This is a genomic window from Paenibacillus sp. Soil766 (assembly GCF_001428105.1).
GTDB lineage: Bacteria > Bacillota > Bacilli > Paenibacillales > NBRC-103111 > Paenibacillus_E.
In genome coordinates this window covers 1-14,347 of the sequence record NZ_LMSJ01000028.1, presented here as the reverse complement: position 1 = coordinate 14,347, position 14,347 = coordinate 1, and the positions used below count along the sequence as shown (strand labels likewise).

The following is a 14,347-nucleotide window of genomic DNA, read 5'->3' as shown; positions in this document are numbered from 1 at the left end:
GCGTCTCCGGCTTGTTATAGATTCAACAACTTACTATCGTTAGTTCGATAGGTTACCGAATCTGCCGCCCCATTAATCTAGAAAGTATACCTTCCATACATCGGTACCGGCCTGCTTTCGCACTCCAATAGCCATAACTCCCGTTCTATCGTCGCCTTCCTCAGAAGTTACATTATACATTGCACCAATAATTAAACTGCTGGAATCCGTGCTGGGTGATGGAGGATACACGCTGTAAAAAAAGATTTTTCGGTCAGATGCCCACATCCAATCATACCCTTTTATGGATTGATCCCCTAGCCACAAAGTAGCGAGAACCTTGCTGTCATGGTTCTGCCAAGCATCTAGAAATTTTTTAATTACGTTAAGCGCTCCTGGATCACCTTCTAGACCAAGGATGGAGGCCGTATCGAACCGATGCCAGCTGACCCCATTGTCCGTGGTTTCGAAGTATTCCGTTACCATTCCCCCGTCAATATAATAATCAATCCGGACTGTCCCCCGTCTCTGACCGCTCATGTCAGGAAGATAACTCACTACCGAATCGAAACCTTTGGTTAGAGGCAAATTCACCGGCTTCCAATTGGCTCCCATATCCTCTGTCCTGTAAAAAGGAACCACATCCGCCTGCTTTAGGGAGGAGGTGATGAATCCCTTCCCGTCCATTTGGATGGACATACGAAGAACCTCCCCTCCAATCATCTCCGTCAAATCCGCAGCCCGAAACCATCCCGCACCTGTTTCGTTAGAACGGTAAAGCGTTTTACGAACCATGCCATTGCTATCTGGATCCGACTGCAACAAGATCCATGAGTTACCCTCCTGATGAAACGAAGCTTGAATATGGTCCGGCGACACTCTTACCTCCCACTCATTCAGGGTGGGTAAAGCGACTGGACGCCAGTATTTGCCTTGATCATCCGTACGATACACCTGAAGTCCCATTGGGATGGTACGGTCAATCGTCCAACCTGTCAGGTCCCCCTCGTGATAGTAAAATATCCGATTACCGTCAGTCAGAGGCATAGGGAAACCTTCCAACACGACTGGGGTAGGAGAAGGATCATCTGCGAAGTTCTTTACAGAGGTATCCAATGGTATATATGAATCGGTGACGGCTATGGGAGCAGCATCTTTGGATCCCGCTAACAACACCATAATTAATAGAGCGATTAGAAAGACAGTCATGCATCTCATTGTGAACATTTTCATGTCTTTTTAAGAGTAATTCTTGAATATACAAAAGTGATTACTATTACTGACAGTAGTGATAGTACACTTCCAACAAATAAATCATCATTGTATTCTTGTATTTTATTACCTAAAGATAAAGGCTGCCCGTCCTCATTTCCCGTTGGGAGATCGTACATAAAATGGTCTACAATTAAGTCAATTAAACTAAGTACCCAATAAAACAAAAATCCAAATAGGGCAGAGCTGCCTAGAATGTAACTAACCCCACGCTGGCGTTTAGAAAACAAATTATAGCGTATAGATAAAGAACTCAAAGAACCAATGATAATAATTAGCTCTGTCCACTCCACATAAAGCGATTTCGTAACAAAAAGTAAAATCATGGTAACCCCAGCAATTAGAACTGTTATTTTTTTCATGAAATCCCCCCTAATCATACATTATTTAACATTAGACGTCTCATGCTTTATTTAAGTTTCGTTAATCAACTATGCTGCCTATTAGCTAGGCATATATCCAACCCAATCTTTGACCATGGGCATATACTGGTGTAAATCTTATTTTAATAGGAGTGAACCTCGAATTATGGGATATATACAACAAGCGTCACCTTATGCCGTGAATCCCTTAGGTCTGCAACATTGTTTATATCATTTCACTTACATGTGGCTTAGAAATGGAGATAATTTCTGGTTCTTTTTGACCACTGTGGCGGAATCAAGAGCATATGGCTATAGGTTTTTCGGCGGAAGATGGAATCATTATTCAATTGCATTAAGAGAAATTACTTCATTTAATTGTTCTCCAGTTCCAACTCTATATTAAATGATAAATTGTTTCGATTATCGGCAGGAACACCTGGAATTTCTCTGGTACATTGCCGTCCAATGATCGGGTTACACCTGACACTCCCCAGTCGAATTAATCGGCTTCGCATATGCCTCCGCCTAGGCGAGGTTGTTTACTGCTCAGAATTTCATTTATTGCTTGTCTAGTGGAAAATATCAAAAATACGTATTTTTTTCTGACATGAATCGGAGTGTGCGTTTAGATTAAAAAGTAAAAAACCAACCCTACTTGTGTGGTTGGTTTAACCTGCTATTTTCCGCCTACACTTCGAATTTCCTAGTCATTTTTATTCCCCGAACCGAAACCTATAATGTATCCATCCAAGTCTCGAATAGAGAACTCTTTCCAAGAACCCCAGTCTTGTTCGATTACTTTTGGTTCTGAAACAATAATTGCTCCATTTATTTTGAGTTCAAGATATAAAGCATCAAGTTCGTCATGGGTTTTTACATAAGCGTAAGTATTCCAAGTTCCTTTATTCGGTTTAACATCTTCAATGTCTTTTGATTGAATTAATTTAAAGCCTAGACCGAAATTATCTCGAATTGCCCAGTGTTCGTTGACTTCACATCCCAAAGCATCTTTATAGTATTTCATTGATTTTTCTAAATTTGAAACTAACAACACAGTAAGTGAATTTTCAACTTTCGCTTTGACGATCTCCGCCATTACTCAACCACCCCCAACATGGAAAATATACCCATACATATTATAGCGAATACACGTTCGTAGGTAAAGAATGATTTCACCAATAATAACTGTAAAAACCTGCCCGATAGTTGAGCGAATCGCATGAACGAAAACAAGCGATGGATCAGTTCTATTGCCTCTCTATAGTGTTCGTTAGCTCAACGATAACCCGAACACCCTAGCCGAAATGCCGAGCGCGCGGTGCAAGTCCTATTTCGGACTTCTTCGATTTCTTGAAAAGACCACAAGTGCGGCGATTACCATCGCACCGAAACCCATAGTTTTGGCTAACTCGGATTCCATTCCCAGCAACATGCAAAGATTGGTAACCAAGCTTTTCGTTAGGAGTGCAACCACAATCAGCATGATCGGACGAATAATATTGTACTTTTTCATATGTGCCACCCTTTCTTATGTACCCGCTATTTTAATGCTTTTCTTCCATTATTTAGCTTGTACATTTCCATTTGACCCTTTATTAAACACACCTGCCCATTTCTATTATATACAAAAGAGGAGTTGCCGCGAAGCAAGCCCCTCAACTATCGTTTCCAGTTAGGTTAATGATCTTTACGTGTAGTAATATGCAAAAAAATCACCTTGGTTTTGCTCCATTAATGATGATTGTCCTTATTATATTTTAGATCTTTAAGTAACGCTTCAATGTTTTGAAGACTTCGAGTACTCTTTCGGGAGTTAACCACAAGAAATATAATTGAAACGACCAACAACAACCATATAACAACAGATAATACCGGCATAACTAAAGCCCATATTGGAACTTGCATACCTTTATTTCACCACCTTTTTATTAACAAACTCCTTTTCCAATTCTATACATCTTTAAAAAAATGTTCAATAATAAGAAAAATGAATAACCTATCTCTTCTTAACACTACTGCCCGTTCACTTCAGAAAAGGTAACCAATCCACCTGGGCTGGTTGCCCTATACATATTGTTATTGAACTCTCGTTAGTTCAGCAAACGAAAAAGGAGCAGCCCCGAAGCAGCTCCTTAACTATGGTTTTCTCGTTAGCGTAAGGGACGTTTATAGAACCTCAATTTAACTCTCCATATTATTAAGATTACTATTGAAAAAACAAATGCAATTATCAGTAATGATTTATTTTTCCACGCGGGTTCTGTTAATTGGTTGAGAGCGTGAATATCTTTGCTTGCCTCAGTAATCAGTTTATTGCCGTTACAAATACTGGTGGATTCTTTACCTTTAAGATTTTCTGTATAAATTAGATACTTATTTCCTACTTCAAATTCTGTCCCACATATACCATAGAACCCACTAAACACATATCCATCTGTGAGATTGCCTTTCCAAATCTTATCCGCACTAAAAATGTTCCCGCCATCTTTATCTTTGCTTATTAACGTACCTGTGAATACGACACTAGATAGTTCAAATCTTTTTTCGATGCCTGGATTGCCGCAACTACATGCATACGCCGTATTAGGGCGTAGAACACTCAAACCGAATATAATACAAATAAATAAAATAACAGCTAAGTTTTTTTTATTCAAACTCCACCTCACTCCAGTTTGTGCAGTCGAAAATATAGACGCAATTTGGAAATTATTGTTGCACTATCCTCCTGTTCGCCAACGGGCAAAGGCAGCCGATCGTGCGGCTGCCTTCATGTCGTGATTGGACTATAGTTCGCCGTTACTTAAACAATCAACCTCTCCATACTAATTTTTCATTCAAAATGAATTTTTGTTATTAGCTTGTTTATTTTCCTGACCTGCTCCTCTGCATAAAACCCAATTAAAATATCCTGTCCTAACACTGCATAATAATATTTCTTCTCAAGATTTTGTTTCGTAACTACTGAATTTAAAATACCCAAAATGGAAAGGTCAAGCCAATCATCCTCAACTCTAAGGTCATGTTTAACTACTTCGCCATTTATATTGAAGGATATCCAAACCTCTTCGTTATCTATATCGATATAGTCATTAATTTCTGTAATCTTAAGTGATCCCTTAGTTAATTGAACAAGTCTTTGAATTATTCTTTGATAATCTCCATGATCCTCTATACACTCTGTATCTAAGTGCCAGATATCGTCGGAGATGAAATCAAATTTATTATCCATCTCTACTTCAGAACCAAGGGAAACCAGTAGCATAGTATAGGGGTCTTTTTCCATTTCTTCTTGGGAGAAATGCTCAAATAAAAGTTCAATATTAAGTGAAGATTTTAATTTAATTCCTATTTCGTTTAGAGTATTTAATTGCATATCAAATGCAACTATAGTAGTTGTTTTCTTTCTAAACCATTTAAGCAAAATGCGTTCCCCCTGATGAATCATGTGTTCCTGTCCATATTTTTAAATTCGCCACCAAAACTTATCTTCCTTTATTTGTAACTAAACTGCCCGCTCAATCGTTGGACTTTCCAGCTTTTCGTTTTGACTTTCTTCTAATTTAACCTGTTGTTGAGAAAGGTTTTCAATTACGCATAACAATACAAGTTCTTGTCATCATTCGGCAAACGATATATGTTCTTGTCATTGGCCTTTGACAAGAACATATATCGTTAAAACAAAAAAAGCCGCAACTACACGACTTTTAAGCTTATATGTTCTTGTCACCCGACATGTCCAGCGACATTAAAATAGTCCCCTTCCTAATTTAATCCGAATCACCAGGATCTCCTTTAGGGTCTGCTTGACCCCGTCGGTCCAGTTGGTCACAGTACAACACCAATAGCATCCCCTATTTTTGCAACAAACGTATCGTAACCATCGTTAACTGTAACAAAAGCATTTCCGGATGCATCCACCGCTTTTGTTGTTACCTTGAAATTGAAGCCTCCCCCGAGATACTTAGAGTAAAGGATAAACCGATCAATCACCAGAGAGTACCTGGGATCAACCTCCTCCCGAGGTCCTTCCTTGCGCGCTCCATCTAATGAGACGACTCTACTACTGCATCGCGTGTAACTAAGCCCGAAGCTCTCTTTTATAGTTGTAAATCACAAAGATGATAAATCCAGCGAATACAAAAAGTGCTAGATAAAAGAGATTAGTTTGATTAAAAACAATGAAAATCCCTGCAATTGAGTTCGCCGCCAGGAACGTCAATGTGAAAATGACTGATATGTCGCTGAGACGTGGGGATCGATAAATTTCAAAAGACGTGAATCCGAGTCTATTTTGATAAAGAAATAGAGCGATAACTAAATGAATGCAAACAAAATACCAGGAATCCAACGAATAATCATTTTCTAACATTTTTAGTGTTTGATTGATATCAAATTTATGGAACAAATAAGTTGTTCCAAACTCCAAAAGACCGCTAACCGTTACACCTACCGCAATCATGATCAAACTAAATCCCCATCGAATCCCTGTAAGAAGGGTAAAAAATAAAATAGCTAAAACAGGAGGAACAAATGTTATGAATATGATCAAATTAAGATATTGTATAATAGTAGAGATACTTGAGCAAAAAATAGAAACCATCAGGATCTCTTTCCAATAACTAGGAGGCTTAAAGCGAAAAATAACTAATCCATTTATTAATATAGCCATCCATGCAAATGAAGAAACTAGAAAGGAATTGGCAACGCTCATTTTTTCAATAAAACCCCCAAATTTAATTGTTTCATAGAAGTTTACACCTCATCTCATCATACTACAGAGTAACAGGCAATGTTAGTGGTTGGGAATAATTGGTTGCTGAAACTTGATCTTCATCTGAAATGGAGACAGTTAAATTCCTATATAAGGGAAATAAATATGGGCCCACTTAGAAATAAAATCGTTTTTTTCTTCAATAGATGAAGTTTCTAACAAAAATTGATCTATATACTCTTTAACTCTTCCTATGTCAGTAGCGTTGTTGGCATACCCCCAATATTCCTTTAGGACATCATCTGGGTGTCCCGCAAGGGTGTCGACCGTGATTGATATTAAGGCTGCTGTTCGTGGCATCTTGACCGTTACCGGAGAAGGCTACGGATCGGTTTCGATCTGTAGCCTTCTTTTTGTCGTTTATTAACCTATAGTTATCAGTTAGTTCAATACTTTTTACTGTCTAAGATGTCACCATTAGTCTAATCTAAATTACTTTGTAAACTCTTGTGCTGGACCTTTGTTATCTTTTCTCCTGATCTCATGATACTGATTGTTTGTATATTCCTTAATAACTTTTCTCCAGAAGATTTGTGCTGGAGTATTCCAATCGAATTCACTCACTCTCCATTTTCCCATATATAATTTAAATGCCTTTATTGCAGCTTGCTTACCAATATTATTCCTGCGATATTTCCTCAAGACAAAAAAGTGATTGAGGTAGTATATTTCTTCTTCTGATAAATACTTAATGATAACAAACCCTGCTAATTCCCCATCAACTCGAATAAAAAATAAATTATAGATCGGATCTTCAAACCATTCTCTGTAATTGAGATTCGAGATATACGATCCCTTTTCGTTAATATTGGATCTATTAAGCTCTGACAGATCATATGCAGCAAATTCAAAGAGATTTTTTAAAATATCTAATCCTTCTTCCATAATTCTCTCCAACACTACATTCAATTTGTCACTTCCTAACACGATAATTAGATGTTCGCAACCGACTTTTTATCATCGATGATTAGAAATTCGCCAAATGACATAATATCCCCTTTGTCCAACTATCCTGCCGGACAGTGTAAGAAGCTAACATTCGATCCCCTGTTTTACGAAGTGCACTTTGCAAAATAACTTTGAGTTTGATGATAAAACTCTAAGCTTTCTTTTTCAGTTACAAACGACCTCTTCGGTATGATATAAGCCATAATTGTATCAACAAATATGAATATATATTCATCATTTTGATTAATACTTCTAACTCCGCTCCATTTATAACTACTCTTGCTTACTGAACTTAATTGATGTATTCCTATTTCGTTTATTTCAACTCTACACTCTCCTAGTATTCCTTCTTTACTATCTGGAATGTTCATCACTCTTTTTTTCATACTCAAATATGAAAATATACATGCTAAACCTCCTCCAAAGAACCCCCAACATAAAGAGAAAACTAAAGGAAGTTTGAATAACAACAATAGAATAATTACGATGAATGGTAACGATATATTAGTGATAATAAATCTGTTTCTTAGTTTAGGTATATTGAATAAAGCATACTTATTGTATTTCCAGTAATCCGATCTTGTAATATTTACTGTAATCTCCATCTGACTTATCCCCCATAAAATAGTTATCTATTAGAATGATTTCATCACTATGCGCACTTCTATATTAACATATAATGGAATCTTACAAAGAGATATTTTCTCTACTAATCTGCCCTATCGTATTATGAGGTCACCAGATATTTCTGGTAGACCTCATTTTTATGTGGTCTTAAGATATCGGTAGCCGGGGATCGAGCGTATCTGCCCGTGGGACTTTGATCCCGAGAGCTATTCTGTTCATCCCCCCTACTTGTTCAACCATGGTTAGGCTGGTTGGGACATGAATCCCGTATCACATGCGATAGTGTGGAAGACAAGAAGGTTAGGGGTTACCGGTGAAAATACTACAGGAGTGATGTTATGAATCCAGTCATTGGTTTGGATGTTTCAAAGGGGGAGAGCCATGCACAAGCTTTTTTAGACCGTGGAGTACCTCATGGGAAGATCTTTAGGTTTAGTCATGATCTTGAAGGGTTAGCGTCTTTTTCAAATTATATTAGAGGAGTGGAATCAGCTGCAGAGATGCCTCCTTCCATTGTTATGGAAGCAACAGGTCATTATCACAGTCCCGTTGTTCAATTTCTGGACGAGCAAAAGTATCTGTACATCGTAATTAATCCGTTAATATCACACGAAGCCAAGAAGACCAATTTGCGCCGGGTGAAGACAGATGCCGCTGATGCTTATCAGCTTGGGGTACTGTTTTATAAAGAGGAGTTTGAACCCTACAAAAAGCGGGGTCAGCATCTCATGAATTTACGCTATCTAACACGACAATATGAATCTCTAACGGGTATGTATGTTCAAGCAAAACTACAATTCCAGTCAATTCTGGATCAGGTTTTCCCCGAATATCATGGCGTGTTTGGTGATCTTTATTCAAAAGTTTCCCTTCGATTTCTGGCCTTACACCCGACATCTAGAGAGGTCATAGCAATGTCCGACAATGAAATTACAACTGCAATCGGGCAGCTAACTGGGCGCGGTAAATCCACTTCGTGGTGTTTGGAACGTGCGCAAATCCTGGCAGCTGCGGCAAGGCGAAATCCATTTAAGGAGACGGCTTTTCCAAGCCACTTGATCTCCTTGCAGTTGCTCATCAAATTGCTTCTTCAATACCAGGAGCACCTAGCAACCCTTATTAAATCGGTAGATGCCCTGGCAGAAGAGTTACTAGAATATGAATTAATTCAATCGATACCCGGTATTGGCACTAAAATTGCTGCCAACAATTTTGGCTGAGATTGGGGAAATCGATCGGTTTGATCACGCAAAGAAACTGCTGGCCTTTGCTGGCGTTGATCCAAGCGTTTTTTCTTCAGGTAAGTTCACAGCAACCCAGAATAGAATCACTAAGCATGGCTCCAGGAGACTTCGTACTGCCCTGTATCAAGCTGTACGATGTGGTATCCGTAGCAATAGAAATAAGAAATTAAGGGCTTATTATGATAAGAAACGTGCTGAGGGAAAGCTGTTCAAAGTAGCGATAATTGCTTGTGTAAATAAACTCATCCACTGGATTTTTGCTATTTTAACTACTAAGGAAGCGTTCCGTTTAGAGTAAGTCATGAAAATTAGAAATATATGGAATATACTTCCGTGCTTATGGGACGGTTATTTCCCATGCACTTTTTTAAGTATATCACTTCATGAATCCATTATTAATAATTAAATATTGACAAGCTATTAGCTGGAATAGGTGAGCAAAGGCTGCCCTTCATGCCGGCAGCCTCGTCCTAGGTGTTTATTCAACTAAAGTTATCCGTCAGCTGAATGTATAGCCCTTTCATATTTCGATTTTCAAATATCCTTCATTCTCCTTCCCAGTCTGTATAGAGGATTCACTGATTAAATAACTTGCCTTAACTCTTGCAAACCATTTCTCCGTCTCAGATTTATGTTTAGTGTCAGCGTTCGTTTCCTCAACATATTCAAGACCTTCAACCGCCAAATAATCTACTTCCATTTTACCTATTCGATGTATAATCATAGCCCACTCAGCATCAGTGGCTAGTTGTTTAGAATGTTGCAATATTAGCTCACAACTCCTTCTTGACATTGCACACGAACCTGCAGTAACATCTGCTTCTTTTCCTAGTTCCAGAGAAAAAATTTGATTTGTTATTCTTTCAGTTACAATCCATTCAGTCGGATGAGTATAAAGTGCTCTTTCTGTTCTCCCTAAAATTAAGTAATTACGATTAGGGATTTCATACCAGACGATGTGTTTAAGTTCATTACTATGGTTATTACACCATGTAAGTAGACGGTCAAAATCACAGTAGTGAAAGAACTCAATATTGCTGTCCAAGCCAAATTTAAGTACTTCTCTTCTTGCATGTGCCGAACCTTTCTTAGGGATTACCCTTACATTAAATCCATAAGATAGAAGTTCTTCTAAAAGCTCACCACTTGACTCTTCACTCAAAGTAATAAAAATATTTTCATAAATCCTAGACAGATAACGATGATGTTTATTTATTAAAGCAAGATTATTTCCTTCCGGATCATGACTTGTACAGAGCAATCCAATCTTACTCATAAAGCCCTCCTAAATATATCTGATATCCTTATACTATAGATTCTCGACGTGGTTATAAATGGAAATTTATTATTTTGTCATGGATTTTTGTTACTCAGTATACTGCCCGTTAGCACAAAAGGCTGCACGCGGCAGCCCTTTTGATATTGAACTATATTCTCCCTTTAGCTCAATGATTTGGTATTCAAAACTATAAATCTAACCATGAAACTATTGGTTCTATTCTTTCCTACATTCAGAATTCAAAAAAGGTTTTGTCTTCTGTAAAAAATATTAATTGTGGGTGTTACCTAACACTTTTAATAATTGTTGCTGATCAATACGATCATAAAACGCTCTTATATTTTTCGAATGCACAAAAATTTTACGATCTATGAGAACCGCAGCCAGTTTTCCGGCACAATTTATTGTAGGGAAATTTATGGTTACTGTGTCGCGTCTTGAGGTTATTGGGAATGCGTAAAACGATCCATTATCCAACTCATCAATAAGGAGTACCGGGATAACCTTATGATCATATGAACTTTCTATTATGTTATAAATATCACCTGGTTTAGGGGTGAAAATTTCCACCTGTTCTCTTATACGATCCCGATCTTCCTCGTTGATGGCCTTAATTTCCTCCACAGCTTTTGCAGTCTCTGGAAAATCTTTAATTAGTACTGATGCTTGATCGATGAATTCATTATATGTATATATTTGAACGTATTGACCAGACCTTCTGTAGAATTCATCCAATAACTCAGGATGGGGTCTCTTGAATTCATAGTTTCTTTCCCACCAATCAGGTTTTGCATCATCAGTAATAAATATAATAGGTTTGGCTACTTCTTTTGCCCTTTTAATCAGCTCTTTCCATATAACCAAATCACCATATTTCCTGAAATCTTCTTTATTTACAGCATCTTCAAAGCCAGGAGGAATACTAAGATTGTAACGTTTCTCTCCTTCCTCGTAGATCTCCAAGATTTCTTCTGGATTAAAACCGTCACCAATTTTATCACTATATATTTCAAATAATTCTTTAGAAATTGGATCTTCAGCCTTTAACGCCGGACCGTCGAAGTATTCTTTTCTGTAAATTTTATCAGGACATCGATCTATCATTATAGAAATTCTCTCATTTAAATCAATTAGTTCCTTTTGCAAGTCAGTTGCAAGTTGAGCACGAAATCGAATTGCTGATTTTTCTATCCCTGTTGCCAATGTCTCTAGGTTTTTTTTGAAATATAGTTTTGCATTTTGCAATGACTTTAGTTCAGATTCAATAACGAATCGTCGATTGGAGTAGAATTCCTTGCCTACTTGATAAGGCATCCAGAGACGTTCCTTAAAGGTCTGTAAGACGCTTAAAAACTGATTTCGTGCATCAGGGGTCATTTTATAAATATTTAGTAGAGTATTAGTATCAAATGAAATTATAGCTATTGGCCATAACTTACGAGTTACATCATTATCGTAGCCTGAGTATGCGAAAAATTTTGAAGACACTAAGGTCAACTCCTCATTGAAAACTAGTAATAACTGTCCTAGAATGTTGGGTTTTCCAGCTTATGGTATCATAATTTATTGAATGATAGTAGGCATAGCTGATCAAAACTGCCCGTTAACGTAATGAAGCTGCCGGTCTTGCCAGCAGCCTCCCATTGGTATGGTTTATTGCAAAATAGTTCTCCGTCAGTGACAAATACGCTTTTATGTTAGTTTTAAAGCTTCCTCTTATCCTCGCATATCATTAATACGTTGTTGTCAGGATCTTTGAAAGTGAAGAATGATATATTTTCATGTACTTCAATTTCGGTTATGATCTCAATTCCCTTCTCTTTAGCAAATATATATGAAGCCTCTAGGTTTTTCGTTTCAAAGAATAATTGAGTCTTAGTAAAATTACAATTATCTTCTTTACGATTACTATCTAATAGTAAGGATGAGCCTCCATCCATTTCTAAGCTATAAATGGTACCTTCATGACTAGCAGATTGTGCTGGTAATCCAAGTAAATCACTATACCATTGGATCGCTTTCGGCATGTTACTTACATGAATGAACACTGCACCAATTCGATTTGTTATTGGACTACTGGCTTTAGTCATATAATCGCTCCCTAATAATTTGTATAATTAAAGTAATTTCAGCTATCAACCATAATCTACCGTAATATGAAATGAAAATGAGTTATCAATATTACAAAACCGCCAGTTAACAGATTGAAGGCTGCCACGCGGCAGCACTTCACAGTTTAACTTTAGTTCCCAGTTGTAACGATAACCCACTGATTAGTCATTTTTATTTCCCGAACCGAAACCTATAACGTATCCATCCAAGTCTCGAACAGAGAAATCCTTCCATGAACCCCAGTCTTGTTCGCTTACTTTTGGCTCCGAGGCAATAATTGCTCCATTTGTTTTGAGTTCAAGATATAAAGCTTCAAGTTCAGTATGGGTTTTTACATAAGCATAAGTATTCCAAGACCCTTTGTTCGGTCTAACATCTTCAATATCTTTTGCTTGAATTAATTTAAAGCCTAGACCGAAATTATCTCGAACTGCCCAGTGTTCATTGACTTCGCATCCCAAAGCATCTTCATAATATTTCATTGATTTTTCTAAATCTGAAACTAACAACACAGAAAGGGAATTTTCAACTTTCGCTTTGACCTTATCCTCCACTACTTAACCACTCCTAATATGGAAAATATACCCATATACATTATAACGAATACACGTTCGCATGTAAAGGCTAATTTTACCAAAATTACTATAGAAACCTGCTCGATAGCTTAACGAGGCCACCGAATCATACCGGTTGCCAATAGCTTAACAGTATAGTTTCATCTGACCTTAAATAACCTGGTCCTAGTCAATTCAATATTATTATCAACTTCCCTGGTAATCTCAATATCTAGATTGTCTTTATCAAGAAATCTAAGTAATTTACACGTTTCCACTCTTATCTCTTCCCATATCGAATTACCTTTCAATTGATCAAAATCAGTGAAAAAATCCAACTCTTATCCACCGCATTTCTCATCAAGAAATTTATCATAATTATATAGTTCCTGTAGTTGGTTGTCTGAGAAAAGCCCTAAATCGAGATAATGGTGAGTCATGCCGAGATTATAATGGCTTTCGAATTCAAGAAACATATCGTCCCCTACATGTCCTTAGCCCATAATATATTTTTGCTTTTCAGCGGGAGAAGCCAACGTAACTAATGACTTAATCAGCTCATTGTAATGATACTGAACGATATCTCTATCCATATAAAATCGCTCCAATCAAGTATCGTCTTCCTATTGTTTTCGGAGTAGATCCATCAGACCCTAATTTTAACACAAATTGTAAGTATCCTCCCTCTATGAAGAAACGCTTAGCTCTTAAATACTCTCGTTTTCTCAGTTTTTGACCATCAATACTTTTTAACAGATAACATATCAATGGTATGAAGTTGTAGAGGAAGAAATTTATGGATATGCTGAGGGGCAAAAGGCTCTCCACCTAAACCAACCGATGTAAAAAATGGATGGTGTGGTAATGTATGGTTGCACCTTTGGATCTCCACATATGCTCATGGCGGTCAACCCTCCCACATCTCGCAGAGTCTACGCTCCCACATCCCTTCATTCAACCTGTCCATGAGGTGGAGGTCAGATATGCTGCCCGACAGGATCTATTCGTCCGTAAGGATAGTGCCTTTCCGACTCATCCGTGCTTCTTGTTATCGTTCTCTTGCCTTTGGTGAGATCATCAACACTGAGTATCGTTCGTTATTTAAGCGGCTTGCGGTAACTCTGTAAATCGAGGGATATCCTGCATCATTTTTTCTTCACTGAATTCGTAACCTTTTGTTAATATGCCAAAAAAGA

General features: G+C 37.6%; 15 protein-coding genes and 1 pseudogene. 1 reads left to right on the top strand and 15 read right to left on the bottom strand.

What is annotated here, in order from left to right; all coding sequences use genetic code 11:
* Window positions 1-72: 72 nt before the first annotated feature.
* From ASG89_RS21600 to ASG89_RS21560, 11 genes are all read right to left on the bottom strand, one after another.
* On the bottom strand, window positions 73-1,188 hold the full coding sequence (locus ASG89_RS21600) for a hypothetical protein (RefSeq protein WP_157276757.1): 1,116 nt from the start codon (window positions 1,186-1,188) through the stop codon (window positions 73-75).
* 20 nt (window positions 1,189-1,208) lie between these two features.
* On the bottom strand, window positions 1,209-1,613 hold the full coding sequence (locus ASG89_RS21595; RefSeq protein WP_057313148.1) for a hypothetical protein: 405 nt from the start codon (window positions 1,611-1,613) through the stop codon (window positions 1,209-1,211).
* Between the two features lie 706 nt (window positions 1,614-2,319).
* Window positions 2,320-2,712 (bottom strand): VOC family protein, encoded by a 393-nt coding sequence (locus tag ASG89_RS21590; RefSeq protein WP_057313147.1) that lies wholly within the window; start codon window positions 2,710-2,712, stop codon window positions 2,320-2,322.
* Between the two features lie 231 nt (window positions 2,713-2,943).
* Window positions 2,944-3,129 (bottom strand): hypothetical protein, encoded by a 186-nt coding sequence (locus tag ASG89_RS21585; protein WP_057313146.1) that lies wholly within the window; start codon window positions 3,127-3,129, stop codon window positions 2,944-2,946.
* A 637-nt stretch (window positions 3,130-3,766) separates the two neighbouring features.
* Window positions 3,767-4,270 (bottom strand): hypothetical protein, encoded by a 504-nt coding sequence (locus ASG89_RS21580; protein ID WP_057313145.1) that lies wholly within the window; start codon window positions 4,268-4,270, stop codon window positions 3,767-3,769.
* Window positions 4,271-4,446: 176 nt separating this feature from the next.
* A complete protein-coding gene (locus ASG89_RS21575; RefSeq protein WP_057313144.1) occupies window positions 4,447-5,037 on the bottom strand; it encodes a hypothetical protein in 591 nt (196 codons plus the stop codon).
* A 404-nt stretch (window positions 5,038-5,441) separates the two neighbouring features.
* Window positions 5,442-5,606, bottom strand: coding sequence for a hypothetical protein (locus tag ASG89_RS37805; RefSeq protein ID WP_235549865.1), 165 nt, complete (start codon window positions 5,604-5,606; stop codon window positions 5,442-5,444).
* A gap of 88 nt (window positions 5,607-5,694) precedes the next feature.
* Window positions 5,695-6,327 carry a hypothetical protein gene (locus ASG89_RS36575; RefSeq protein WP_157276756.1) on the bottom strand — a complete coding sequence of 211 codons (633 nt, stop codon included), beginning with the start codon at window positions 6,325-6,327 and terminating at the stop codon, window positions 5,695-5,697.
* A 138-nt stretch (window positions 6,328-6,465) separates the two neighbouring features.
* A complete protein-coding gene (locus ASG89_RS37800; RefSeq protein WP_157276755.1) occupies window positions 6,466-6,687 on the bottom strand; it encodes a hypothetical protein in 222 nt (73 codons plus the stop codon).
* 132 nt (window positions 6,688-6,819) lie between these two features.
* Window positions 6,820-7,287 (bottom strand): GNAT family N-acetyltransferase, encoded by a 468-nt coding sequence (locus tag ASG89_RS21565; protein WP_235549871.1) that lies wholly within the window; start codon window positions 7,285-7,287, stop codon window positions 6,820-6,822.
* 152 nt (window positions 7,288-7,439) lie between these two features.
* Entirely contained in the window at window positions 7,440-7,940 is a 501-nt protein-coding gene (locus tag ASG89_RS21560) for a YcxB family protein (protein WP_057313141.1), read from the bottom strand.
* A gap of 360 nt (window positions 7,941-8,300) precedes the next feature.
* Here ASG89_RS21560 and ASG89_RS21555 point away from each other — a divergent pair.
* A pseudogene (locus ASG89_RS21555) lies at window positions 8,301-9,504 on the top strand (IS110 family transposase).
* Window positions 9,505-9,726: 222 nt separating this feature from the next.
* Here the strand turns inward: ASG89_RS21555 and ASG89_RS21550 are convergent.
* From ASG89_RS21550 to ASG89_RS21535, 4 genes are all read right to left on the bottom strand, one after another.
* Complete coding sequence (locus ASG89_RS21550; RefSeq protein ID WP_057313140.1) at window positions 9,727-10,482, bottom strand: hypothetical protein; 756 nt, start codon at window positions 10,480-10,482, stop codon at window positions 9,727-9,729.
* A gap of 273 nt (window positions 10,483-10,755) precedes the next feature.
* Entirely contained in the window at window positions 10,756-11,973 is a 1,218-nt protein-coding gene (locus tag ASG89_RS21545; RefSeq protein WP_057313139.1) for a PIN-like domain-containing protein, read from the bottom strand.
* A 215-nt stretch (window positions 11,974-12,188) separates the two neighbouring features.
* Window positions 12,189-12,575: a VOC family protein gene (locus tag ASG89_RS21540; RefSeq protein ID WP_057313138.1), complete on the bottom strand. Its 387-nt coding sequence runs from the start codon at window positions 12,573-12,575 to the stop codon at window positions 12,189-12,191.
* A gap of 183 nt (window positions 12,576-12,758) precedes the next feature.
* A complete protein-coding gene (locus tag ASG89_RS21535; RefSeq protein WP_057313137.1) occupies window positions 12,759-13,151 on the bottom strand; it encodes a VOC family protein in 393 nt (130 codons plus the stop codon).
* Window positions 13,152-14,347 lie beyond the last annotated feature (1,196 nt).

Coding starts and splice junctions, on each gene's coding strand:
- ASG89_RS21600 (WP_157276757.1), bottom strand. CDS start 1,188: ATGACTGTCTTTCTAATCGCTCTATTAATTATGGTGTTGTTAGCGGGA.
- ASG89_RS21595 (WP_057313148.1), bottom strand. CDS start 1,613: ATGAAAAAAATAACAGTTCTAATTGCTGGGGTTACCATGATTTTACTT.
- ASG89_RS21590 (WP_057313147.1), bottom strand. CDS start 2,712: ATGGCGGAGATCGTCAAAGCGAAAGTTGAAAATTCACTTACTGTGTTG.
- ASG89_RS21585 (WP_057313146.1), bottom strand. CDS start 3,129: ATGAAAAAGTACAATATTATTCGTCCGATCATGCTGATTGTGGTTGCA.
- ASG89_RS36575 (WP_157276756.1), bottom strand. CDS start 6,327: ATGAGCGTTGCCAATTCCTTTCTAGTTTCTTCATTTGCATGGATGGCT.
- ASG89_RS37800 (WP_157276755.1), bottom strand. CDS start 6,687: ATGCCACGAACAGCAGCCTTAATATCAATCACGGTCGACACCCTTGCG.
- ASG89_RS21560 (WP_057313141.1), bottom strand. CDS start 7,940: ATGGAGATTACAGTAAATATTACAAGATCGGATTACTGGAAATACAAT.
- ASG89_RS21550 (WP_057313140.1), bottom strand. CDS start 10,482: ATGAGTAAGATTGGATTGCTCTGTACAAGTCATGATCCGGAAGGAAAT.
- ASG89_RS21540 (WP_057313138.1), bottom strand. CDS start 12,575: ATGACTAAAGCCAGTAGTCCAATAACAAATCGAATTGGTGCAGTGTTC.